The 22,733-nt window shown below is 67.2% G+C and carries 22 protein-coding genes; 14 read left to right on the plus strand and 8 right to left on the minus strand.

All coding sequences use genetic code 11. From position 1 onward, the window contains the following. Nucleotides 1–9: 9 nt before the first annotated feature. From AC1DYD_RS09765 to AC1DYD_RS09790, 6 genes are read right to left on the minus strand one after another with little or no spacing between them, the layout of a single operon-like run. Entirely contained in the window at nt 10–765 is a 756-nt protein-coding gene (locus AC1DYD_RS09765; RefSeq protein WP_478172536.1) for an SDR family NAD(P)-dependent oxidoreductase, read from the minus strand. Beyond that, the gene (locus AC1DYD_RS09770; protein ID WP_478172537.1) at nt 762–1,583 is read right to left on the minus strand and encodes a polysaccharide deacetylase family protein; all 822 of its coding nucleotides are present in this window, start codon (nt 1,581–1,583) and stop codon (nt 762–764) included. Before AC1DYD_RS09770 ends, AC1DYD_RS09765 begins: the two co-directional genes overlap by 4 nt. 15 nt (nt 1,584–1,598) lie before the next feature. Beyond that, a complete protein-coding gene (locus AC1DYD_RS09775; RefSeq protein ID WP_478172538.1) occupies nt 1,599–2,390 on the minus strand; it encodes an ABC transporter permease in 792 nt (263 codons plus the stop codon). Continuing rightward, the gene (locus tag AC1DYD_RS09780; RefSeq protein ID WP_478172539.1) at nt 2,387–3,238 is read right to left on the minus strand and encodes an ABC transporter permease; all 852 of its coding nucleotides are present in this window, start codon (nt 3,236–3,238) and stop codon (nt 2,387–2,389) included. The genes AC1DYD_RS09775 and AC1DYD_RS09780 overlap by 4 nt, the downstream gene beginning before the upstream one ends. Further along, nucleotides 3,235–4,323, minus strand: coding sequence for an ABC transporter ATP-binding protein (locus AC1DYD_RS09785; RefSeq protein ID WP_478172540.1), 1,089 nt, complete (start codon nt 4,321–4,323; stop codon nt 3,235–3,237). Before AC1DYD_RS09785 ends, AC1DYD_RS09780 begins: the two co-directional genes overlap by 4 nt. A gap of 30 nt (nt 4,324–4,353) precedes the next feature. Further along, complete coding sequence (locus tag AC1DYD_RS09790) at nt 4,354–5,379, minus strand: ABC transporter substrate-binding protein (RefSeq protein ID WP_478172541.1); 1,026 nt, start codon at nt 5,377–5,379, stop codon at nt 4,354–4,356. A gap of 106 nt (nt 5,380–5,485) precedes the next feature. Here AC1DYD_RS09790 and AC1DYD_RS09795 point away from each other — a divergent pair, with 106 nt between their 5' ends. Then, nucleotides 5,486–6,070: a MarR family winged helix-turn-helix transcriptional regulator gene (locus AC1DYD_RS09795; protein ID WP_478172542.1), complete on the plus strand. Its 585-nt coding sequence runs from the start codon at nt 5,486–5,488 to the stop codon at nt 6,068–6,070. Here the strand turns inward: AC1DYD_RS09795 and AC1DYD_RS09800 are convergent. Beyond that, on the minus strand, nt 6,014–6,604 hold the full coding sequence (locus AC1DYD_RS09800) for a TetR/AcrR family transcriptional regulator (RefSeq protein ID WP_478172543.1): 591 nt from the start codon (nt 6,602–6,604) through the stop codon (nt 6,014–6,016). The genes AC1DYD_RS09795 and AC1DYD_RS09800 overlap by 57 nt on opposite strands. Before the next feature lie 240 nt (nt 6,605–6,844). Here AC1DYD_RS09800 and AC1DYD_RS09805 point away from each other — a divergent pair, with 240 nt between their 5' ends. The 10 genes from AC1DYD_RS09805 (at nt 6,845) to AC1DYD_RS09850 (ending at nt 17,826) form a co-directional block, all read left to right on the plus strand. Continuing rightward, entirely contained in the window at nt 6,845–8,092 is a 1,248-nt protein-coding gene (locus tag AC1DYD_RS09805; RefSeq protein ID WP_478172544.1) for a branched-chain amino acid ABC transporter substrate-binding protein, read from the plus strand. A 34-nt stretch (nt 8,093–8,126) separates the two neighbouring features. After that, the gene (locus AC1DYD_RS09810) at nt 8,127–9,761 is read left to right on the plus strand and encodes an acyl-CoA dehydrogenase family protein (protein WP_478172545.1); all 1,635 of its coding nucleotides are present in this window, start codon (nt 8,127–8,129) and stop codon (nt 9,759–9,761) included. A 12-nt stretch (nt 9,762–9,773) separates the two neighbouring features. Continuing rightward, nucleotides 9,774–11,276, plus strand: coding sequence for a class I adenylate-forming enzyme family protein (locus tag AC1DYD_RS09815; RefSeq protein ID WP_478172546.1), 1,503 nt, complete (start codon nt 9,774–9,776; stop codon nt 11,274–11,276). A gap of 10 nt (nt 11,277–11,286) precedes the next feature. Continuing rightward, nucleotides 11,287–12,123: a thioesterase family protein gene (locus AC1DYD_RS09820; protein ID WP_478172547.1), complete on the plus strand. Its 837-nt coding sequence runs from the start codon at nt 11,287–11,289 to the stop codon at nt 12,121–12,123. A 112-nt stretch (nt 12,124–12,235) separates the two neighbouring features. Continuing rightward, the gene (locus AC1DYD_RS09825) at nt 12,236–13,141 is read left to right on the plus strand and encodes an SDR family NAD(P)-dependent oxidoreductase (RefSeq protein ID WP_478172548.1); all 906 of its coding nucleotides are present in this window, start codon (nt 12,236–12,238) and stop codon (nt 13,139–13,141) included. A 116-nt stretch (nt 13,142–13,257) separates the two neighbouring features. Further along, a complete protein-coding gene (locus AC1DYD_RS09830; RefSeq protein ID WP_478172549.1) occupies nt 13,258–14,160 on the plus strand; it encodes a LysR family transcriptional regulator in 903 nt (300 codons plus the stop codon). A gap of 5 nt (nt 14,161–14,165) precedes the next feature. Next, on the plus strand, nt 14,166–15,059 hold the full coding sequence (locus AC1DYD_RS09835; RefSeq protein WP_478172550.1) for a LysR family transcriptional regulator: 894 nt from the start codon (nt 14,166–14,168) through the stop codon (nt 15,057–15,059). A gap of 719 nt (nt 15,060–15,778) precedes the next feature. Beyond that, on the plus strand, nt 15,779–16,009 hold the full coding sequence (locus AC1DYD_RS09840) for a methyltransferase family protein (protein ID WP_478172551.1): 231 nt from the start codon (nt 15,779–15,781) through the stop codon (nt 16,007–16,009). A gap of 180 nt (nt 16,010–16,189) precedes the next feature. Beyond that, nucleotides 16,190–16,615, plus strand: coding sequence for a YdhR family protein (locus AC1DYD_RS09845; RefSeq protein ID WP_478172552.1), 426 nt, complete (start codon nt 16,190–16,192; stop codon nt 16,613–16,615). Between the two features lie 635 nt (nt 16,616–17,250). Then, nucleotides 17,251–17,826, plus strand: coding sequence for a hypothetical protein (locus AC1DYD_RS09850; protein WP_478172553.1), 576 nt, complete (start codon nt 17,251–17,253; stop codon nt 17,824–17,826). A 239-nt stretch (nt 17,827–18,065) separates the two neighbouring features. Here the strand turns inward: AC1DYD_RS09850 and AC1DYD_RS09855 are convergent, their stop codons facing one another. Further along, a complete protein-coding gene (locus tag AC1DYD_RS09855; RefSeq protein ID WP_478172554.1) occupies nt 18,066–18,815 on the minus strand; it encodes a GntR family transcriptional regulator in 750 nt (249 codons plus the stop codon). 104 nt (nt 18,816–18,919) lie between these two features. Here AC1DYD_RS09855 and pcaB point away from each other — a divergent pair, with 104 nt between their 5' ends. The 3 genes from pcaB to AC1DYD_RS09870 are packed head-to-tail and all read left to right on the plus strand — an operon-like array spanning nt 18,920 to nt 22,732. Next, on the plus strand, nt 18,920–20,296 hold the full coding sequence (pcaB, locus tag AC1DYD_RS09860; RefSeq protein ID WP_478172619.1) for a 3-carboxy-cis,cis-muconate cycloisomerase: 1,377 nt from the start codon (nt 18,920–18,922) through the stop codon (nt 20,294–20,296). Nucleotides 20,297–20,316: 20 nt separating this feature from the next. Beyond that, nucleotides 20,317–21,729: a cation:dicarboxylate symporter family transporter gene (locus AC1DYD_RS09865; RefSeq protein ID WP_478172555.1), complete on the plus strand. Its 1,413-nt coding sequence runs from the start codon at nt 20,317–20,319 to the stop codon at nt 21,727–21,729. Nucleotides 21,730–21,757: 28 nt separating this feature from the next. Then, nucleotides 21,758–22,732 (plus strand): tripartite tricarboxylate transporter substrate binding protein BugD, encoded by a 975-nt coding sequence (locus AC1DYD_RS09870; RefSeq protein ID WP_478172556.1) that lies wholly within the window; start codon nt 21,758–21,760, stop codon nt 22,730–22,732. Nucleotide 22,733 lies beyond the last annotated feature (1 nt).

The following is a 22,733-nucleotide window of genomic DNA, read 5'->3' on the forward strand; positions in this document are numbered from 1 at the left end:
GCCCGGCACTCAGTGGAAGGTACGGCCGCCATCGACGGCCAGCGCGGTGCCGGTGATGTAGCTGGATCCGGGGCCGCTCAGATACAGCACGGCCTCGGCCAGCTCCTCCGGCGCCGCGATGCGGCGCATGGCATAGCGCTGGCGGATCGCATCCAGCTCGCGCTCGGGATCGTCGCTGCTCTCGTAGCTGGAGCGAAACAGCGGCGTGTCGACCGCCCCCGGGCACACCGCGTTCACCCGGATGCCGTCGGCGGCCGCCTCGATCGCCAGGGCCTTGCCGAACATGATGACGCCGGCCTTCGCGGCGCAATAGGCCGTGCGATGCAGCAGCGGACTGAGGCCGGCCGCCGACGACACGTTGACGATCGTGCCGCCACCGGCACGGCGCAGATGCGGCAATGCGGCGCGGCAGACCAGCATCGGCCCGGTGAGATTGACCGCCAGCGTGCGCGCCCAGTCTGCATCCTCCAGCTGCTCGAGCGGCATGCGCGAATCGACGCCGGCGGAATTCACCACGGCGTCGATCCCACCCAGCCATCTCGCCGCCTCCTCGACCGCGGCGTTCACGGCAGCCGCATCGGCGACATCGCAGACGATCGGCCACACGGCCTCGCCCAATGCCTGCGACACCGATGCCAGCGCCGCCTCATCCCGATCCAGCAGGCCGCAGCGCGCACCGCGTGCCACCGCCAGCCGCGCCACGGCCAGGCCGATTCCGCTGGCCGCGCCGCTGACCAGAAAACGCGTCGGTGGTACGGGGCTCATCGCGCAGCCGCCTGCAGCCGTGGACGCATGTCGTCCGAGATCCTGTCGCAGCGATCGATCCAGACGTCGGCGTGCGCGAGCGCGTGCTCGATCAGGCCTTCGAGCACCTTGATGCGCGACGGCTGCCCGATGATCTCCGGGTGCATGCCGACCATCATCATGCGGCCCTCGGCATACAGGACGTCGAATTCGCTCTTCCAGGCTTCGAGCACGGCCGACGGCGCCTGCAGGGTGCGCCCCGGCAGCACGATCGAATACTGGAAGAAGGGCGCGTCGTCGAGCACCCAGCGAAACGGCAACTCGACGATGTCGGTGCGCTCGCCGCCGATTTCCAGCAGGTACGGCGAATCGTCGTCGAAGAAGTTCGACGAATAGTCGAAGCCGTATTCCTGGATCAGGTCGAGCGTGATGCTGCTGAACTCCGCCGCCGGCGAGCGCCAGCCGCGCGGGCGACTGCCGGTGAGTGCGGTGAGCACCTCCATGCCACGGCGCATTTCCTCGCGCTCTTCTTCCGGGCTGAGATTCACGATCCAGCGATGGCTGTAGCTGTGATGCGCCACCTCGTGGCCCTTGGCGATCACTTCGCGCACCAGGTCCGGCTGCCGCTCGGCGACCTCGCCGGGAATGAAGAAGGTCGCCTGGAGGTCGTAGCGCTCGAGCAGCGCGAGCACGCGCGGCATGCCCACCTTCCAGCCATAGGCGCCTTGCGACATGAGGATCGGCCGCTCGGCATTCGCGGGATCGCGCCCCGTCCACATGGTCTCGGCATCCAGATCGAAGGTCAGCATCAGAGGGAAGCCTCTGCTGGTCACGGGCATGGGGAACTCCTTGAATCACACGTGTTTGTGGAAGCCGGTCCAACGCTCGGCCAGCAGCAGCACGATGCCGGTGCTCACGATGAGCAGGGTCGAGACCGCCGCGACGCTGGGATCGACGCCCTGCTCCACCGACGTGAAGATCTTCACGGGCAGCGTCGTCTGGCTGGCCGACAGCAGAAAGACCGAGACGGGCACGTTGTCGAGCGAGGTGATGAAGGCGAACAGCCCGCCGGCCACCAGCCCCGGCTTGACCAGCGGGAAGGTGACCAGGCGGAAACTGGCGAAGCCGCCGGCGCCGAGCACGCGGGCCGCGTCTTCGAGCGCCTCGTCCACCGAGGACAGGCTCGACAGGCTCGCGCGCACCACGTAGGGCACCGTGATGACGACGTGAGCCAGCCAGAGCCCGAGCGAATTGCCGCGCATGCCGGTGAGCGTGTAGTACTGAAGCAAGGCCACGCCGAGCACCACGGAAGGCAGGATCAGAGGCGCCATGAAGAGCGAGGTCAGCGCGCCGGCGGCCGGTACCAGGCGCCGATGGATCGCGTAGGCCGCGATCAGGCCCAGCACCAGTGCCGCGGCCGTCGACCCGGCGGCCAGCCAGAGGCTGGTCCAGGCGGCGCTCAGGTACTCGGGGTCGCGCAGCACCACCTCGAACCAGTGCAGCGTCAGGCCCTTGGGGGGAATCGTCAGATAGGCCGTCTTGCTGAAGGCCGCGAGCACCACGACCAGCACGGGAATCTGCAGGAACACCACGACGCCGATGGCTGCAGCGGCCAGCCCGCGCCCTGGTCCACGCGCTTCGTTCATGACGTGCCTCCCCAGCGCCTGAGCACCCGGCTCGACAGTGCGATGACCAGCAGCGTCAGTCCCGTCAGGGTGAACGACATCGCGGCGCCGGCGGGCCAGTCGAGCGTCTGCAGGAAGTCGTCGTAGATCAGCGTGGCCATCACCTTGTAGGTCGGCCCGCCGAGCATGCGCGGGGTCACGAGCGCGCTGATGGTCAGCACGAAGACCAGAATCGAGCCCGACAGGATGCCCGGCGCGCTCATCGGCAGCGTGACCGACCAGAACACCCGCGCGCGGCTCGCGGCCAGGGTGTAGGCCGCCGCCTGGACGTCCTTGGAGATGGCCTGGATGGCGGGCACCAGCATCAGCACCATGAAGGGCAGGAAGATGTGGGACATGCCGACCAGCAGCCCGAAGAGATTGAACATCATCTTGATCGGCCGTTCGATCAGGCCGATGTCGATCAGCAGGTTGTTGACCAGGCCGCGGTTGGCGAGCAACGCGATCCAGCCGAAGGAGCGCACCACCAGGTTCAACAGCATCGGGAAGATCACCAGCATCGTCAGGGTCAGCCGCATCGCCGGTCCGGCGTTGGCGATGTAGCAGGCCAGCGGGTAGCCCATCACGAGGCAGATCGCGGTGACACCGAAGCCGAGCACCAGGGTGCGGAGCACCACCTCGCGGTAGTACGCGTCGGTCAGGATGCTGGTGTAGTTGGCCAGGGTCCAGTGGGCCGAGATGCCGGTGCCCGGCACGTATTCATGCAGGCTCAACGGCGCCATCAGCACGACGGGCGCCACGAACACCAGCAGCAAGACCAGCAGCAGCGGCGAGACCAGCAGGAAACCCGGGAGCTTCCCTTGGCTCATGCGGCCTCCAGCGCCCGTGCCGCGTTGACATAGACATGTTCCGGCTCGACCGCGATGCGGACGGCCATGCCCACCTCCAGCCCTGCGTAGGCGCCGTTGGTCGGTGCTTCGGCGATCACCTCGACGCCGCCCAGCGCGACCACGTACTGGACGCGCGAGCCGACGAAGGAACGCAGCGCGATGCGGCCCTCGATGGCGGTCGAGGCGCCGTCCTGCGGGCCGACGAAGCGCAGGTCTTCCTGGCGCACGACCACATCCACGGCCGCACCGTCGTCGAGGCCGTCGGCGGATGCGACCGCCAGCACCGGACCGTCCTGTATCCGTACCGACGCCGCCTGGCCGGCCGCGCGCAGCAGACGACCGGACAGGCGATTGGGGCGACCGATGAAGCCCGCGACGAAGCCGGTGGCAGGGCGGTGATAGATCTCCTCCGGCGTCGCGAACTGCTGCACCACGCCGTGCGCAAGCACGCAGACGCGGTCGGACATCGACATCGCCTCGCCCTGGTCATGGGTCACGAACAGGGTCGTGATGCCCACCTCGCGCTGCAGGCGCTTGAGCTCGATCTGCATCTCGTCGCGCAGAGATGCATCGAGATTCGACAAGGGCTCGTCGAACAGCAGAATGCTCGGGCGCGGCGCGATGGAGCGCGCCACGGCGACGCGCTGCTGCTGGCCGCCGGAAAGCTGCCGCGGCATCCGGTCGCCATACGACGCCAGCCGCACGCTCGCCAGCGCCTGCGCCACGCGCTGCTTCAGCTCGCTGCCCTCGATGCCCTGGCGCCGGAGGCCGAAGGCGACGTTGTCGAACACGCTCATGTGCGGGAACAGCGCGTAGGACTGGAAGACCAGCCCGATCTGGCGCTTGTTGGTCGGCACCTGCGTCACGTCCCTGCCGTCGATCAGGATGCGGCCGCTGGTCGGCTGGATCAGGCCCGCCACCATCCGCAGCACCGTCGTCTTGCCGCAGCCGGAAGGGCCGAGCAGGGAAATGAACTCGCCGTCCTTGACGGCCAGCGAAATCGAAGCGGCGGCCGTGTGCCCTGGATAGCGCTTTTCGAGACGCTCGAGCGTGAGTGCTGGCATGGCGGGTCCTGTGTCGGCGCGTTCGAGGCGTCAGCGCGCGACTTCACGCTGCCAGCGCTTGGTCCAGTCCGGCAGCGACTTCGCCACCGCCTCCGGGTCGGGCAGCCACAGGTTGTCGAAGGTGTCCTTGTAGGGAACGATCTTCGCGGCCTTGTCGCTGAGCACGACTCGGGAGTTGACCGGTCCCGCGTACTTGCGCTCGGCGAAGCAGGTCTGCCCCTCCTTGGACAACACCTCGTCGATGTACTTGAGCGCCAGCGCCGGCGACCTGGCGCCCTTCGGGATCACCAGCGCCGGCAGGATGCCCACCGCGCCTTCCTTGGGATAGACCACCGCCAGGGGCAGGCCCTTGTCGATGGCGGAGCCCGCACGGTCCGGGTACCAGACGGCGATCGCGATTTCCTGGCGTTCGAACAGCGACACGATCTGGTCGGCCTGCGTGTAGAGCGTCACCGACGACTTGGCCAGCGGCTTGACGGCCTCGAAGCCCGCATCCATGTTGCCGAGCGTGCCGCCCTTGGCGCGGTTGAGCGCCATCAGCAACTGCGAGCCCGAGGTGCCGCTGATGTCGCCGATGGCCAGCTTCCCGGCGTACTCCGGCTTCGACAGGTCGGCCCACGAGGTCGGCGGCGTCTTGATCTGCTGGGTGTCGTAGACGATCACGGTGGCGCCGGTCATGAAGACCACGTACTGGCCGTCCTTGTCGAAGGCCTTGGCGGACACCTCGCCGGCATTGGCCAGCCGGGTCTTGTCGATCACCTCCAGCAGCTTCTCGTTCTTGAGCTGCGCGGCCAGCGCGTTGTCGATGTAGACGATGTCGAAATCGGACTTTCCTGCCGTGGCCCGGATCGAGGCGGCGAACTGCGAGGAACTGCCGAGCTTCAGGGCCACCTTGGCGCCGGTCTTCTTCTCGAAGGCGGCAATGTGGCAGGCCTTCGAATCGTCCGCGAACGATCCGCCGAAGATGCCGATCACCAACTCTTCGGCCTGTGCGGCGCACGACATGAGCGCGGCGGCGAGACCGGCAGCCAGACAACGTGAGAACTTGGGGTTCATGGAAGCTCCTGATGAGGACAAGCAACGGACGATGGCACTTTATCTTTCGCAAAAGATAAATGCAAGGCATTTAAGATCGCGAGGCAAAACCTTGGAGAACCAGTCGATGAAGCACGCAAATGAAGCACCGAAGCCCGCAGCCGTCGCCGCGCTGCCGGTCCCGGTGAAAGGCCATGCCGTCGAGGACGACCTGGTCGGGCGGGGCATCCGGCAGTGGCGCAGCGAGCGCCCCGACCTCGACAGCAGCGGCAAGGCGGTGGTCGGCCGTCTGCTGCGCCTCGAAGAGGTCGTGCTGCGGACCATCAACACCGCACTGCAGCCCTTCGGCTTGAAGTACCAGGAATACGCGGTGCTGGCGACGCTGCGGGTGTCGGGGCCGCCCTATCGCCTGTCTCCCTCGCGCCTGCAGGCGACCCTGTTGTTCACCTCCGGCGGCCTGTCGAACCTGTTGAAGCGCCTCGAGCACGAAGGCCTGATCAAGCGCTCGACGGACCCGAAGGATGGACGCGGCGTGCAGGTCAAGCTGAGCCTGAAAGGCCAGCGCCTGGTCGACGAGGCGATGCCCAAGCACGCTGCCGCGGAGCTTCACCTGCTGCGCATGTTCGACACCCAGCAGCGAGAAGCGCTGTCGCAGCTACTGAGCCTGATGATGGTCGGGAACGATCCCGAACTGGGCCCCGAGCCCGCCTGACGGCGCCGGGCGCACGGCCTCCAGGTAGGCGTTGATGGCAGTACGGGTCTGCCGCGACAGGGCCTGCAGGTCGGGCGCGCCGACGGCGCTGATGTGGACGTGCGAGACCAGTCCGTACATCACGGTCTGGCACACCCGCGCAGCGTCCCGCAGCGCAGCTCCCGCGGGCAGGTCCGAGGCGGCAGCCAGCGCATCGGACCAAGCGTCGACGAAGCGCTCGTACATCTTGCGATAGGCATCGGCGCCCGACAGGTGGCGTTCGAGCAGATAGTGCGCGCCCCACTCCGCCGGCCGCTCGCGGTGGGCCTCGATCTGCGAGTCGATGAGCGCGTCGACGATCTCGCGCAACGGGCGGCCCGTGTGCTGCGCGACGGCATCCTGGATCGCCAGCAGCAGCGCCTTGGAGCGCAGGTGCAGGCAGACGCGCGCCAGGTCCTCCTTGCTGGCAAAGTACTCGTAGAAGCTGCCGAGGCCGGTGCCGGCCACCAGCACGATCTCGCGGATCGTGATGCCCGCGTAGCCGCGCTCGACCAAAAGCCGAACAAAGGCCTCCTGCAGGGCCTGCGAAGTGTGGAGCGCGCGCGACTGGCGCGGCTTCCTCCTCGGGGGAGAAGTCGGGGAAGGTTTGATCCTGGCCTCCTTGCACCGGAACCCGAACACCCGAAGCGTCGGTTGTTCCTAGAATTTTTCGAGCTGACAGGCTGCATTCTGCAGCGATGGACAGCAGCGCCGAAGACCGGCGCAGAACCCACAAGAACGGGAGACAAGAGACGCATGAAAACCATCCTCCGGGCGGCCTCGGCCGCGCTCGCGCTGGCCGCCGCAGCCGCGTCGGCCCAACCCGCATCGACCGTGAAGATCGCCTCGCTGGACGCGATGTCCGGGCCGATGGCCGGCCTCGGCCTGAACGTGCTCAAGAGCTTCCAGTACACGGTCAAGATGGCCAACGACGAAGGCTGGGCCGGGCCGGCCAAGTTCGAGATCGTGGCCTTCGACAACAAGCTGTCGGCCCAGGAGGCGCTGAGCCTGCTCAATTCGATCGTGGCCCAGGACATCCGCTACGTGGTGCAGGGCGCCAGCTCCTCGGCCGTCGGCATCGCGCTGCTTGGCGCCATCGACAAGCACAACAGCCGCAATCCGGGCAAGGAGATCGTGTACCTCAACTATGCCGCGCAGGCGCCCGTGATGACCAATGCGCAGTGCAGCTTCTGGCACTTCCGCACCGATGCGAATTCCGACATGAAGGTCGCGGCGATGACGACGCACATCGCGCTTCATCCCGGCGTGAAGAAGGTCTTTCTGCTGAACCCCAACTACGCCTACGGCCAGGAGGTCTCGAGGGCGGCGCGCGAGCAGTTGGCCGGCAAGCGCCCCGACATCGAGATCGTCGGCGACGACTTCCATCCGCTGGGCCAGGTCAAGGACTACGCGCCCTACATGGCGAAGATCAAGCGCGCCGGCGCCGACACGGTGATCACGGCCGACTTCGGCGCCGACCTGTCGCTGATCGTGCGCGCCGCGCGCGATTCCGGCCTGGGCGTCGACTTCTACACGCTCAACGGCAACAATTTCGGCGTGCCGAGCGCCATGGGGGCGGCGGGCGAAGGCCGGGTCAAGCTGGTCTCGGCCTTCAGCCCGAACGACCCGCGCCTGGCGTCCCAGCCGCTGCTCGGCGGCTTCAAGCGTCAGGTCAACGAGGACTTCATCAACGGCCTGGGCCACAACGCGATCGTGATGCTGGCGCAGGCGATCCGCGAGACGAAGTCGACCGACCCCGCGGTCGTGGCCGCGAAGATGGAAGGCATGCGCTTCGAGGGCCTCAACGGCCCGGTCGAGATGCGCAAGTCCGACCACCAGGCCCAGCAGCCGATCTACGTCCTGAGCTGGGAGAAGGTCGACGGCGAGGCCGTGGTGCACGACCAGGAGAACACCGGCCTGGGCTGGAGGCAGGTGGCGGTGGTCGATGCCAAGGCGGCCGAGCAGGCCACCACCTGCCGGATGAAGCGCCCGGCGGGCGGCTGAGCCCGCACCCCCATTCACCTCCGAAAGGCACACCATGACCGGCATCCATCCCGACAACCAGGCCCCCGAACTCAAGGACTACAACGTCTACACCAGCGACCCCGCGCTGCGCCGCGCGGTGGCGCGCGGCGGCGCCGGCTGGCGCGACGACGAGCTGGTGCGCCAGGGCGCGGCGTACGGCGCCGAAGCCACGCTGCGTGCCGCCGAGGACGCCAACCGCTACGAGCCCGAGCTGCAGACGCACTCTCGCACCGGCGAGCGCATCGACTTCGTCAAATTCCACCCTTCGTGGCACGCGATGATGACCATCGCGCGGCGCAACGGCATCGCCAACCTGCCCTTCTTCGACCCGCGCCCCTCGGCCTGGACCGCCTACGGCGCCTCGCTCTACATGCACAGCCAGATCGAGTCGGGCTCCACTTGCCCGACCACGATGACCAAGGCCTGCATTCCCGTGGTGCGCCTCAACCCGGCGCTGTTCGACGCCGTCGGACCCAAGTTCAGCGCCATGGCGTATGACGAACGCGATCTGCCCTTCGCCGACAAGCGCTCGATGAACGTCGGCATGGGCATGACCGAAAAGCAGGGCGGCAGCGACGTGCGCAGCAACACCTCGCGGGCCGTGCCTGCAGGCCAGGGCCCCTGGGGTGACGAGTTCCTGATCACCGGGCACAAATGGTTCATGTCGGCGCCGATGTGCGACGCCCACCTGGTGCTGGCCAAGACGGACGAACACGGTCCGTCGTGCTTCTTCGTGCCGCGCTGGCGGCCGGACGGCAGCAAGAACCCGATCCATATCCAGCGCCTGAAGGACAAGGTGGGCAATCGCTCCAACGCGAGCAGCGAGGTCGAGTTCAAGGACGCCTGGGGCGTTCTCGTCGGCGAGGAAGGCCGCGGCATCCCGACCATCATCGACATGGCGACCTACACCCGCCTCGACTGCGCGCTCGCGAGCGCCGGCTTCATCCGCCAGGCCTTCGCGCAGGCGCTGCACTACACGCGCAACCGCCATGCCTTCGGCCGCGCGCTGGTCGACCAGCCCGTGATGACCGAGCTGCTCGGCGACATGGCGCTCGAGTCCGAGGCCGCGACGCTGCTGGCCATGGACCTGGCCTCGCACTTCGGCTCGACCGAGCCACTGGACGCGGCCTGGCGCCGCCTGATGACGCCCGCGGCCAAGTTCTGGAACTGCAAGCGCGCGGTGGCGCTGACCGGCGAAGCGATGGAAGTCTTCGGTGGCAACGGCTACGTCGAAGACGCTCCGATGGGCCGCCTGTTCCGCGAAGCCCCGGTGAACTCGATCTGGGAAGGCTCGGGCAACGTGATGAGCCTCGACGTGCTGCGCGCCATCTCGCGCAACCCGGACGATGCGCACCGGGTGCTCGATCATCTTCAGGACGTCGCCTCGCAGGACTCCCGCGTGCTGGCGCAGACGCAGGCGCTGCGCGATGCGGTCCTGCTGCCGCCGGCCGAACAAGAACGGCAGGCACGCCGCTTCACGCAGCGCCTGGCGCTGACCGCCCAGGCCTGCCTGATGCTGCAGCATGCCAGCACGGAAGCTTCGACCGCCTTCATCGGCAGTCGCTTCGATGCCGACTGGGGGCCGGTGACGGGCATCACTGCCGGCACCAGCGACCCGGCCGCCCTGCTGCGCGCGGCCTGGCAGTGAGGCGCGGCACGCATGACTGATTTCGTCTCGATTCTCGACCAGCACGCCCGCGTGCAGCCGGCCAAGGAGTTCCTGCGCGCCGCCGGCCGCTCGTTCAGCTATGGCGAGTTCGCCGAGCGCACCCGCCGCGCTGCCACCGTGCTGCGCGGCCAGGGCGTGGGTTCGGGCGACAGGGTCGCGCTGTTGTGTTTCAACACGCCGGGCTTCGCGATCGCGCTGTTCGGCGCCTGGCGACTCGGCGCGGCCGTGGTGCCGGTCAACCACAAGCTGCAGGCCCCCGAGGTCGCGTACGTGCTGCGCCACTCGGGCAGCAAGCTGTGCGTGGTGGACGGCACGCTGGCCCCCTTGGCACAGAAGATCGACCCTGTGCTCGGCTGGCTCGCGACCGACAGCGCCGGCGCCGGCATGCCCTCCTTCGACGACCTGCTCGAACAGGCCGCGCCCATCGACGACGACACGCCGCCGGCCGGCGATGCGCTGGCCGAGATCCTCTACACCTCCGGCACCACCGGCAAGCCCAAGGGCTGCCTGCACACCCATGCCAACGTGTTCCTCGCCGCCGTCTGCGCGGCCGCCAGCACCTCGATCACGCGCAACGAGCGCACCCTGATCGCGATGCCGGCGTGGCACTCGTCGCCGCTCAACAACTGGCTGCTCGGCACCTTGCTGATGGGCGGCAGCGCGGTGTTCCTGCGCGAGTACGCGCCCAGGGCCTTCCTCGACGCGCTGGCGCAGGAGCGGATCAGCTTCACCTTCGGGGCGCCGATCGCCTTCCTGGCGCCGCTGCAGGCAGTGCCCGACGTGCAGTCCTACGATTTCAGCGCCATGCGCATGTGGGCCTACGGCGGCGGCCCGCTGGGCGCCGACATGGCGCGCAAGCTGGCCGCCAGCTACCGCAGCGACCGCTTCGTGCAGGTCTACGGCATGACCGAATCGGGCCCGCTGGGCACGGTGCTCTACCCGGAGGAAGCGATCGCCAAGGCCGGCTCGATCGGCCGTGCGGGCGTGCCGGGCGTCGCGGTCGAGCTGCGCCGCGCCGACGGGCAGCGCTGCACGGCCGGCGAGGTCGGCGAGATCCACCTGCGTTCGCCCGCGATCATGAAGGGCTACCTCGACAACCCCGAGGCCTCGGCGGCCGCCTTCGACGACGAAGGCTGGTACCGCACGGGCGACCTGGCGCGCATCGACGAGGACGGCTTCCTCTTCATCGTCGACCGGCTGCGCGACATGATCGTCACCGGCGGCGAGAACGTGTACTCGAAGGAGGTCGAGGATGTGCTCGCGATGCACCCCGACCTGCAGGACGTGGCGGTCATCGGCCGGCCGCATCCGGAATGGGGCGAGACGGTGACGGCGGTGCTGGTGGCACGCCCCGGCCGGACGCTCGACGGCGAAGCGTTGCGCCAGTTCCTCGAGCCGCAGCTGGCGCGCTACAAGATCCCGCGCGCCTACGAATTCCGCGACGCGCTGCCGCGCACCGCGACAGGCAAGCTGCTCAAGCACCAGCTGCGGTAAAAATGCGGCGATGACCCGCACCTCGATCGACCCCGAACGCCCCGCTGCCGTTTTCACGCGCGAGGGCGATGTCTGGCAGCCCTCCGAACTCTCTCGCGGGCCATGGGACCCCCGCGCCCAGCACGGCGGCGCGCCCAGCGCCCTGATGGCGCACGTGGCCGAGAGCGCCATGGCCGAGCCCGGTTGGCAGCTGGTGCGCCTGAGCGTCGAACTGATCAAGCCGGTGCCGGTGGCGCCGCTGACCGCGCGCTGCAGCGCGCATCCCGCCCGTTCGACCACGCGCCTGACGATCGACCTGTTCGCCGGCGACACCCTGGTGGCGCGCGCCCATGCGCTGATGCTGCGCGCGCAGGCGCTGGCGCTGCCCGACGGCCTGCCCGGGCGGTCGCCGCCGCGCCTGCTGCCGCTGCCCCGGGACTGCAGCGAGCCGCTGCGCATCCCCGGCCTGCCCGCGGGCCGCTCGTTCTACGGCACCGCCGTCGACACCCTCGCCGCCCAGGGCGACGTCTCGCGGCCAGGCCCCGGCGCGGCCTGGTTCCGTCTCGCCGTGCCGCTGGTGGCCGGCGCGCCGAACTCGCCGGCGATGCGCGCCGCCGCGGCGGCCGACTTCGGCAACGGCCTGAGCTGGGTGCTGGAGGCCGAGCGCTATGTGTTTTCCAATGCCGACCTGAGCCTGCACCTGCACCGCCAGCCGGTGGGCGAATGGGTCGGCCTGTCGTCGGATACCCAGGCCGACGCCGGCGGCGCCGGCACCACGCTGTCGCGGCTGTACGACGAAGACGGGCCGGTCGGCGTCGCCATCCAGACGCTGGTGCTGCGCGACCGCGCCGCGGGCCCCGGCCGCTGAGGCCCGTTCACCCCGGGGCCGAAGCCCCTCTTTCGGAATTCCGAAGCACGGGCGGCGGCCGCCGTGGCATTCTTCGCCAGCGATCCCGCAGGCACGTTTCAGGAGAGATCCGATGGTCGAAGGCAAAGTGGTTCTGGTCACCGGCGCTGGGGGCGGCATCGGCCGCGACATCGCGCTCGCCATGGCGCGGCACGGTGCCCGGGTGGTGGTGAACGACATCGGCGCCGCGGTCGACGGCGCCGGCCACAGCGCCGGGCCCGCGCAGCAGGTGGTCGACGAGATCCATGCGCTGGGCGGCGAGGCCGTGCCCAACGCCGACAACGTGGCCGATGCGGCGAGCGCGGCGCGCATCGTGCAGTGCGCGGTCGACAACTTCGGCCGCATCGACGCGGTGGTCAACAACGCCGGCATCCTGCGTGACCGCTTCTTCCACAAGATGTCGGTCGACGAATGGGATTCGGTGATCAAGGTCCATCTCTACGGCAGCTACTTCGTGAGCCGGGCGGCGGCGACCTTCTTCAAGGAACAGAATTCGGGCGCAATGGTGCACATGACCTCGACCTCGGGCCTGATCGGCAACTTCGGCCAGGCCAACTATGCGGCCGCCAAGCTCGGCATCGCGGCGCTCTCGAAGTCCATCGCGCTCGACATGCTGAAGTTCAACGTGCGCTCCAACTGCATCGCGCCCTTCGCCTGGAGCCGGATGATCGGCGCCATCCCGACCGACACCGAGGAGCAGAAGGCGCGCGTGGCCAAGATCCAGCAGATGACGCCGTCGAAGATCGCGCCGCTGGCGGTCTACCTGGCCAGCGACGCGGCGCGCGAGGTCAACGGCCAGATCTTCTCGGTGCGCAACAACGAGATCTCGCTGATCAGCCAGCCGCGGCCGGTGCGCTCGGTCCACCGCTCCGAAGGCTGGACGCCGCAGACCATCGCCGAGCACGCGATGCCGGCGATGCGGGCCAGCTTCTATCCGCTCGACCGCTCCGCCGACGTGTTCAGCTGGGATCCCATCTGAAATGACCCGTTGACCCCCACGCTCCCCACTTCGTGTGGTCGCTGCCCCCCGAGGGGGCCGCGGGCCTGCTTGGGGCGGCCCGGCGCCCGCCCGGCAATTCGCGGGACAATCCGCGCGTGAATCTTCATTTCGACCTGTTCGACCTCAAGCTCTTCGCCTATGTGGCGGAGGCGCGCAGTCTGACGCGCGGCGCCGACAAGGCCTGCATCTCGCTCGCGGCCGCTTCCACCCGCATCAAGCAGATGGAGGAAGTCATCGGCGGCAAGCTGCTGCACCGCACCGCCCAGGGCGTGAACATGACCGCGGCCGGCGAGGCCCTGCTCTACCATGCCAAGCGCGTGATGCAGCAGATGGAGCACCTGCGCATCGACATGCAGGACTTCGGCAAGGGCATCAAGGGCCATGTGCGGGTGTTCGCCAACACCACCTCGATCACCGAGTACCTGCCCGAGAAGCTGGCCGGCTTCCTGACGCAGCATCCGGCGGTGCAGGTCGATCTGCGCGAGTACCTCAGCGAGGAGATCGTGCGCTCGGTGGCCGACGGCGGCGCCGACATCGGCATCCTGGCGGGCGACGTGCACACCGGCGACTTCGATGCCCGCCCCTTCGGCCGCAACCAGCTGGTGCTGGTGGTGCCGGCCGCGCATCGCTTCGCCGAGGCGAGCGCGATGGCCTTCGTCGACACGCTCGAGGAGCAGCACGTCGGGCTCCACCATGGCAGCGCGATCCACCGCTTCCTGCTGCGCAAGGCCGAGCTCGCGGGCCGCGGCTACGCGCCGCGGATCCAGGTCGGCAGCTTCGAGGCCATCTGCCTGATGATCGAGGCCGGGGTCGGCGTCGGCGTGCTGCCGGCCTCGTCGGCGCGGCGGCTGTCGCGCGCACTGCGCATCAAGACGCTGCCGCTGACCGATGCCTGGGCCGAGCGCGAGCTGAAGATCATCGCCCGCAGCCGCGAGCAGCTGCCGGCCTCGGCGCGCGAACTCTTCGACTATCTGGCCCAGCCGTCCAAGTCGGCCTGAGCCCGATGTCAGCAGACCCGAAATCGCTGCGCCTGTTCGTCGCCGTGGCCGACCACGGCAGCATCAGCGAGGGCGCCAAGCGCTGCCACATCGCGCTGGCGGCTGCCAGCAAGCGCATCTCCGACCTGGAGTCACGGGCCCGGCTGCCGTTGCTGGTGCGCCATGCGCGCGGCGTCACGCTGACCTCCGCGGGCCACGGCCTGCTGGTGCATGCGCGCGCCGTGCTGTCGGCCATGGACCGGCTGGGCGCCGAGCTCGATGACTTCCAGAACGGCGTGACGGGCGTGGTCAGCATCACGGCCAACGCGTCGGCCATCGCCCAGTTCCTGCCGGCGCAGATCGGCGCCTTCCTGCGGCTGCACCCGGTGCTCAAGATCGACCTGCAGGAGCGCGCCAGCACCGAGGTGCTCAAGGCGGTGCTCGGCGGACTGGCCGACATCGGCGTGATCGAGGGCCAGACGCCAGCCGAGGGGCTCGAATGCCTGGCCTACCGCAGCGACGAACTCGCCGTGGTGGTGGCGCGCGACCATCCGCTGGCCCGGCGCCGGCGCATCGGCGTGGACGAGGTGCTGCGCCACGACCATATCGTGGTGCGCGAAGGCACGGCGCTGCACCGCGTGCTGCTGGGCGCCGCACTCGAGGCGCAGGCGCCGCTCAAGGTCCGCATGCAGGTCGGCAGCTTCGACATGGTGTGCCGGATGGTCGAGCAGGGCATCGGCATCGGCGTGCTGCCTTTGGCCGCGATCCTGCCCCAGATGCAGATCCTGCGGCTGCGCTGCCTGCGGCTCGACGCGCCGTGGGCCGTGCGCCGGCACCTGCTGTGCGTGCGGCGCGAGCAGGACCTGACGGCGGCCGCGCGCTCTGTGCTGGAGCACCTCCGAACCCCAGACCCGGCCTGACTGGCCCCCACGCTCCCCACTGTGTGTGGTTCGCTGCCCCCCGGGGAAAGCAGCAGGTCGCCCGTCCGTGCAAAGTGTGAAGAGCTGCAGTTGCGGGTTGTGGATCGCTAGCAACATCAAGAACCTCGGCAACAACTGCGACTGCCGCTCGAGGGGTCATTCCTGCAGTTGCTGCGCTTTTCCCACTCACCGGTTGAAGTTACCGAGATGCGCTTGCAGACGAACGCCCGCATTCGAGTGAATCGAACAGCCGGGTTGGGCCCATCCGTGCCCTTCGCGCCTCGCGGGTGAACTTCTGCAATCAGTCTTTCTTGTGGTTCGGTCGGCTCTCATCGGCCAACACCTGTCACTCGCGACGGTCCGCTTTCGAGCACGTCAACTCCAACCCCATGAGCATCTAGTGATTCGGGGGTCATGCCACCGATTGCACCGGCGCTAAGTTCGCGCTGGCGCATACCAGCGTCGACCGAGGTGCCGTCACCAGTTCATACACCACCGATGAAACAAGCCGGCCGCTGCTAGCCTTCCTCGCGCTGCCTGGCGCTGTCGCGTTTGCCGTTCCTGTCTCCTGGCTGCTGGCCAGTTCTCACACTCAGCTTGTCCAGCCGCTTGGTCTCGCTCCCCTGATCGTTGGCTGCCTCGCGCTCTTGTGGTGCATTCGTGACTTCTACGTTCGTGGCAAAGGCACGCTTGCCCCTTGGTCGCCTCCGGCGCACCTAGTGGTTGTCGGCCTGTACCGCTACACGCGCAATCCCATGTACATCGCCGTCACGCTCATCCTTCTTGGCTGGGCGGTGTCGTTCGGGTTGGCGGGGCTATTTGTGTACGCCATCGTTGTGGCTGTCGCCTTCCACCTGCGCGTTGTACTTGGCGAAGAGCCTTGGCTCGCGCGTACACATGGGGCTCAGTGGCACGAGTATGCTCGTCATGTTCCACGCTGGTTCTGGTGAGTCTCACGCCCACAAAGACTTCGATCCAGGGGCCACTAAGGTGATTGCCCTTCCATTTGAAACCCTGATCGCCGGGTTTGGCCGAAGCCGCCGACCAACGGACGCGGCCCATCAACTTTGAACATTGTTCGGGAGATGTGCAGCAACTTCGACCGTGCCCGATCGGAACGGCAGTGATAGTTGGCACGGCGTTTTCACCAGGGCAAGTTCGCCTGGCCCAACAATGCCGGCGCAACGCTCGGTCTGAGCCACCCGCAATTCGACGCCTTGGTGCTCGGCCTGCCTTGGCAACGCGTCGACGAGGCCGGCGTCTATGACCTGCCGCCGCACATCGGCCTTGAGGAGTGTCGCGCCCACTTCACGAAGATCGCCCCGGATTTCCTCAGAATTCCGGGCTTTATTCGCAAGCAGTTCATCTGCGCCCGCGACGGCAAGGTCGCCGGCGGCGTCTATATGTGGGTGAACCAGGAGGCGGCCGAACGCTTCTATTCTGGCGAATGGCTCGCCGGAATCCGCGCCCGCTACGGCGCGGAGCCGAAAATCGGCTATTTCGAGACGGTCGCGCTGACCGACAAGGCGAGCGGCCAGGCGGGCGGGCTCGACTGATCGGCGGCGGGGACGAACGACGGCCGCAGCACGTTGCAAAGCCTCACCACACAACCGCACCTCAGGCGTCAAGGCGTGATGCCCGCCTGCTTACCCAGCGTGGAGCCTTTTGCGAATCCTATGGCATCCTCCGCGCGGGCCGCTGTCGGCCACCAGCAGCGGAGGTTCATCGCAACCTCCCAGCCTTGACACGGATAAGCGGTCACTGGCGCACGAAATGCCGCTAGAGCGGCGGGAGCCGATCATCTTGCCATTGCGTCGGAAGCGCGTAGCATCACGGCGGCATCTCGCAGTGAAGTTCCTTGCCCCCTCCGCGCTAGGTCCGCTCCCATTACGGAACCTGCCTTGCCGATGATTCGAAAGTCGCTTCACTGTCAGCGAGCTTGAACGACGTCAGGCGGCCGCGTCGGTTCGAGGCAGATGGCATCGGCCGCTCATGGCGAACCCGAAGGAGATGACATGGTCACCTACGCTGGTTTAATGAGTTTCACCGAAGAGGGCATGCAAACGGTCAAGGAAACGACCGCGCGCCGCCGCTGCCAGGGAGTTTGCGAACAAGGCCGGTCTCAACATTCGCGAACTGCTCTGGACTGCAGGAGAGTACGGTGTCAGACCGATCGAGCGGAGGTGACATCATGACCGCCGAACTCGCTGGAAATGCAGGCGTTTGCCGTAGAGCCGTCGTGGCTGGTGTCCTCGCTTTCAGCGGCGGAAATATCGCGTTCGCCCTCGACACCTGCCTTTCGGGCTACGAGGTGTCGCCCGGCACCGACGTGTCCGGTCTGACCCAAGGCGTGACCTTCGCCGGCATCGACAACCTTCCCTATCAGGACGGTGGCCCGAACCCTGCCGCATGTGATCGCTGGACCACGAACGGCAACGGCGGTAGCTGGACCGCGAAGATCGACCGCGTCGGCGTTGCCGGGATCGGCGGCAGCGGGGTCACGGTCGTCGGCGGACGCTGGTACTGGTTCGATCGCGACGATCACTTGCACTTCGGCCGGGTCGAGGGGGGTTTCGTGCTGTGGCCGCCCGCTCTCGATCAGGACACGTACGGCTGCGGTGCAGGCGTGGCGCAGTTCACGCTGACGGTGCGAGGCTTGTTTTCTCCCGGCAGATTCGTTGGCTGCCTCGACGACACCCACCTCGACCCAACCAAGCAACCTTTCACCTTTCCCCCGCACGTTTGGGGTGCACTCCACCTGAACTGAGCGTTGGCGACCGCGAAGCAGTGTGCATGGCCGCGGTTCGGCGGTGCGATCAGCCATGCACAGTCATTCGCCAACGTCATTTTCCTGGACGCTTCGACCGGCAGCTTTGGGCCCGTAGCGCCGAGTAGGCTACAGGCTACAGTCGGCCACATCCGGACCTTCGTTGCGTTTGACTTGAATGTCGCCTTACCGCGAAAGCGGACTTCAGAATCCAGTTCGAGTCCGACGGCAAGCTCCCGTCATCTGCGCAGGCGCATGGACACGGAAAATCTGTCCGCAGGATGCACCGAGACCGAGGCCTCAAACAGCTCGTCGTCGGCATCGAGATAGCGCCGCACGATCTTCAACGCCGAGGCCCCAGGCTCGACGTGGAGCTTCTCGGCCAAGCCGGCATCGGTGATCGTGAACGCCCTCACGTCTTGCTGAATCTCTGCGATCTGACGGCCGTAGCGTTCCTCGATAAGTGAGCTGATCAACGCGTCCGGCGATTCCTCCACAAGTTCTCCGATCTCGGAAAACGCGGCGTCGATATACACGTCCGTCCAGCCGATCGGCATGGCACTTTCGTCTCCGACCATGCGCAAGGTGGAGATGCGCAGCCAGGATGTGCCCTCCCCACACCCCAATTCCTTCGCCAGGTCGCCTGTCACCGTTTCGGGCGCGATCGATTGCACCACGCGCAGATGCTCCTCGCCGAACTGGACCAGATCGTCGACGGACGCCAGCGACGGCCGGAAGCCAGCCCTCGGCTTCGCCGAGATGACCCGCGTGCCCACGTTCTTGCGCCGCGATACCAGCCCGAGTTGCTGCAGTTCGGCCAGCGCCGCACGCACGGTGTGCCTGCTGGTCCCGTAGTGCTTGCACAGCTCGAGTTCGGTCGGTAACAGCGCTCCGACGCTGAAGTGCCCCGACGTGATCGCGTCGGTCAGGTGGCGGGCGATGTTCGCGAAGTTCGCCTTCTGCGGAGCCGGTTCAAGCATGGCGTTCATGGTTCTTAAGGGTAAACCCCAAATTGGAGCTATGTCCGAACATATTAAAGTTGAATATGTTCGGACATATTAGCGTTCATCTCTCCCCACTTCAAGAGGCATTCATGTCGACTCCTTCGTTTCCCATGGCCAGCACTGTCGTTGATTCCATCCTGTTCCGCGATGCCTTCGGCACGCAGAAGATGAGGCAAATTTTCTCCGATGGAGCACTCATCCAGCGCTACATCGACGTCGAGGTCGCACTCGCGAAGGCCGAAGCGCGGGTTGGCGTGATTCCCGCCGACGCGGCCGAGGTCATCGCACGCGAATCGAAGCTCGAGCGCATCGACTTCGATCACATGCGCCACGAGACGGACATCGTCGGCTATCCGATCCTGCCGCTCGTGCACCAACTCGTAGGGATGTGCGGCGAGGCAGGCCGCTACGTGCACTGGGGTGCCACGACGCAGGACATCATGGACACCGCCGTCGCTCTCCAGGTGCGGGACGCGCTCGACAGCGTCGACGCCGACATCCGCGAGCTGCGCGGCATCCTCGCCTCACTGGCACGCAGGCATCGCGACACGCCAATGGCCGGCCGCACCCATCTGCAGCAGGCCTTGCCCGTGACCTTCGGCTACAAGGTGGCGATCTGGCTCGCCATGTTCGACCGTCACCAGCAGCGCCTCGCCGAGTTGCGCCCACGCGTGGCGGTCGTCGAGTTCGCCGGTGCCGCGGGCACGCTGGCATCACTCGGCGAAAAGGGCTTCGACGTTCAGAAAGCGATGGCCGCAGAACTCAAGCTGGGCGTGCCCGCCACCACCTGGCACGTGGCCCGCGACGGCTTTGCCGAAGCGGTGAACCTGCTGGCGCTCGTCACCGGTTCGCTCGGCAAGATCGCGCTCGACATCATGATCATGGCGTCGACCGAGTTCGCCGAGGTCTACGAGCCCTTCGTCAAGGGGCGCGGCGCGTCGAGCACGATGCCGCAGAAGCGCAATCCGATCTCCAGCGAGCTGATGCTGGCGGCCTCGAAGGCGGTGCGCCAGCACGCCGGCCTGATGGTCGATGCGATGGTGCAGGACTTCGAGCGCGCCACCGGCCCGTGGCACGCCGAATGGATCGCGATCCCCGAGAGCTTCATCCTGACCTCGGGCGCCTTGCATCAGGCCAAGTTCGCGCTCGGCGGGCTGATCGTCGACGAAGCCCGCATGGCCCACAACCTCGGAATTACCAAGGGTCTGATCGTGGCCGAGGCCGTGATGATGGGCATGGCCCCGCACATCGGTCGGCAGCAGGCGCACGACGTCGTGTACGACGCCTGCCGCACGGTCAACGAGAAGGGCGGCACGCTGGCCGAAGCGCTGGCGGCCCTGCCGGAAGTCACGAAGCATTTCGACCGCGCCACCATCGATCGCCTCACCGACCCTGCCAACTACTTGGGCCTGGCACCGCAGATGGTGGACCGCGCGCTGGCGCTGTCCGCCGAAGTCAGCGCCTGAGACGCCTGGAGAGAGACAACATGACAACCACATCCACCCTCGAGCCCAGCACGCTCGCCTCGCCGAAGAAGCTGCCCTGGTACCGCAAGCTCGGCATGCAGGTGCTGGTCTCGCTGATCCTGGGCATCCTGGTCGGCTTCGCATTTCCGAAGTTCGCGTCGCAGCTCAAGCTGCTGGGCGACATGTTCCTGTCGCTCATCAAGGCAGGAGTCGCGCCGCTGGTGTTCCTCACCATCGTGCACGGAATCGCCTCGGCCGGTGACGTCAAGAGCGCGGGTCGTGTCGGCTGGCGCTCCATCGTGTACTTCGAAGTGATCTCGACGATCGCCCTGTGCGTCGGCCTGCTGGCGGGCAACCTGCTAGGCATCGGCAAGGGCATGACCGTCGCCGGGGGCGGCGCCGTCGCACCGACGGCGAAGGCGGCGGCGCCGCAAGGCTTCCTCGAGTTCATGGCGCACATCGTTCCGGACAACTTCGTCGGCGCCTTCGCCAAGGGCGAGCTGTTGCAGGTCGTGGTGCTGGCCGTCATGGTGGGCATCGGCATCCTCGCGATTCCGGAAGGCCGCCGCGAGAAGGTCAACGGCGGGCTCGACTACATCTCCGAAGTGCTCTTCTCGTTCATCAACCTGGTGATGAAGCTCGCACCCATCGGGACCTTCGGCGCCGTCGCCTACTCGGTCGGCAGCAACGGCAGCGCGGTGCTCGTGGCGCTCGCGCAGCTCGTGCTGAGCTTCTACGCGGTCATCGCGATCTTCATCGCGGTCGTCCTTGGCCTCATTGCGAAGTTCGCGGGCTTCAGCCTCTGGCGCTTCCTGCGCTATATCAAGGACGAGATCCTGATCGTGCTCGGCACGGCTTCTTCGGAAAGCGCGCTGCCGCGCCTGCTGATCAAGCTGGAGCGCCTGGGTTGTGCGAAGCAGACGGTCGGCCTGGTGCTGCCCACCGGGTATGCCTTCAATCTCGACGGAACCTCGATCTTCATGGCGATGGGCGTGATGTTCATCTCGCATGCCTACGGCGTTCCGCTGTCAATCGACCACCAGATCGGCATCCTGCTGCTGATGCTGCTGACGTCCAAGGGCGCGGCCACGGTGTCGGGCGGCTCGTTCGTGGTCTTCGCGGCCACCGTGACTTCGACCGGGATCCTCCCGGTCGAAGGGCTCGCGGTCATCTTCGGCGTCTATCGCTTCCTGTCGATGGCGATCGCGACCCGCAACACGATCGGCAACAGCGTCGCCGTCGTGGTGGTCGCGAAGTGGTCGGGTACCTTCGACCCGAAGGTCGCCGAGCGGCACCTGTATCCCGAGCGCTACCCGGACATCGCCACGGCGGACGCGCAACTGGACGACGGCAACCTGCTGCCGGAAGACATGAAGGACACCAATCCCCACCCCGCCGGCATCGACATGCATGTGCCGGCCGCTGCCCGCTGACCCCACCCACGCTCCCAAGGAACTCATCATGAAGTCGAACTGGAAACTGGGCGCGCTTGCCCTGGCATTCGTGGCGGGCGGTGCGCTCGCCCAGGCCTATCCGACGAAGCCGGTCACCTGGATCGTGCCTTTCGCTGCCGGTGGACCGACCGACGCACTCGCGCGCAGCATTGCGGAGCGCGTGGCGCGTGAGCTGGGGCAGCCCATCGTCATTGACAACACGCCTGGAGCAGGCGGCACCGTCGGTGCGGCCAAGGCGGCGCGCGCCACGCCCGACGGCTACACGATGCTGGTCGGCCACATGGGCTACATGGGCGCCGCGCCCGCCCTGTACAAGAAGCTCAACTACGACCCGGTCAAGGATTTCGCCCCGGTGTTCCGCTTTCCGGATACGCCGCTGGTGCTGATGGTCCGCAAAGAGCATCCCGCCAAGGACATCAAAGCCTTGGTCGATTTCGGCAAGGCCAACCCGGACAAGCTGTTCATCAGCAATGCGGGGGTCGGATCCAGTTCGCACTTGATCGCTGCACTGTTCGCTTCCTCCGCGGGTATCAAGGTTTCGCAGGTTCCGTACAAGGGGGCAGGGCCGGCACTGATCGACGTGATCGGCGGTCAAGTCGACGGCATCTTCGACCAGACCAACACGGCTTTGCCGCAGATCAAGGAGGCCAAGGTGCGTCCGCTGGCCGTGACTTCGAAAGTCCGCCTGCCCCAACTGAAGGACGTACCGACATTGTCCGAAACCGTGCTGCCGAACTTCGAAGCGTCGACCTGGTACGGCATCTATGCGCCCAAGGGCACGCCGCAGCCCGTTCTGGACAAGGTGCAGGCTGCCTACCAGAAGGTCATGACCGACAAGGCCTTCACCGACAAGATGGCCGAGCAGGCGATCCAGCTGCTGCCGGCCGAGCAGTACACCGGCGCGGCTTTGGGCAAGCACACCGAAAGCGAGGTCGCACGATGGAAGACTGTCGCCGCCAAGACCAACATTTCGCTGGATTGAG

It is taken from the genome of Variovorax sp. P4_B11 (assembly GCF_056402355.1).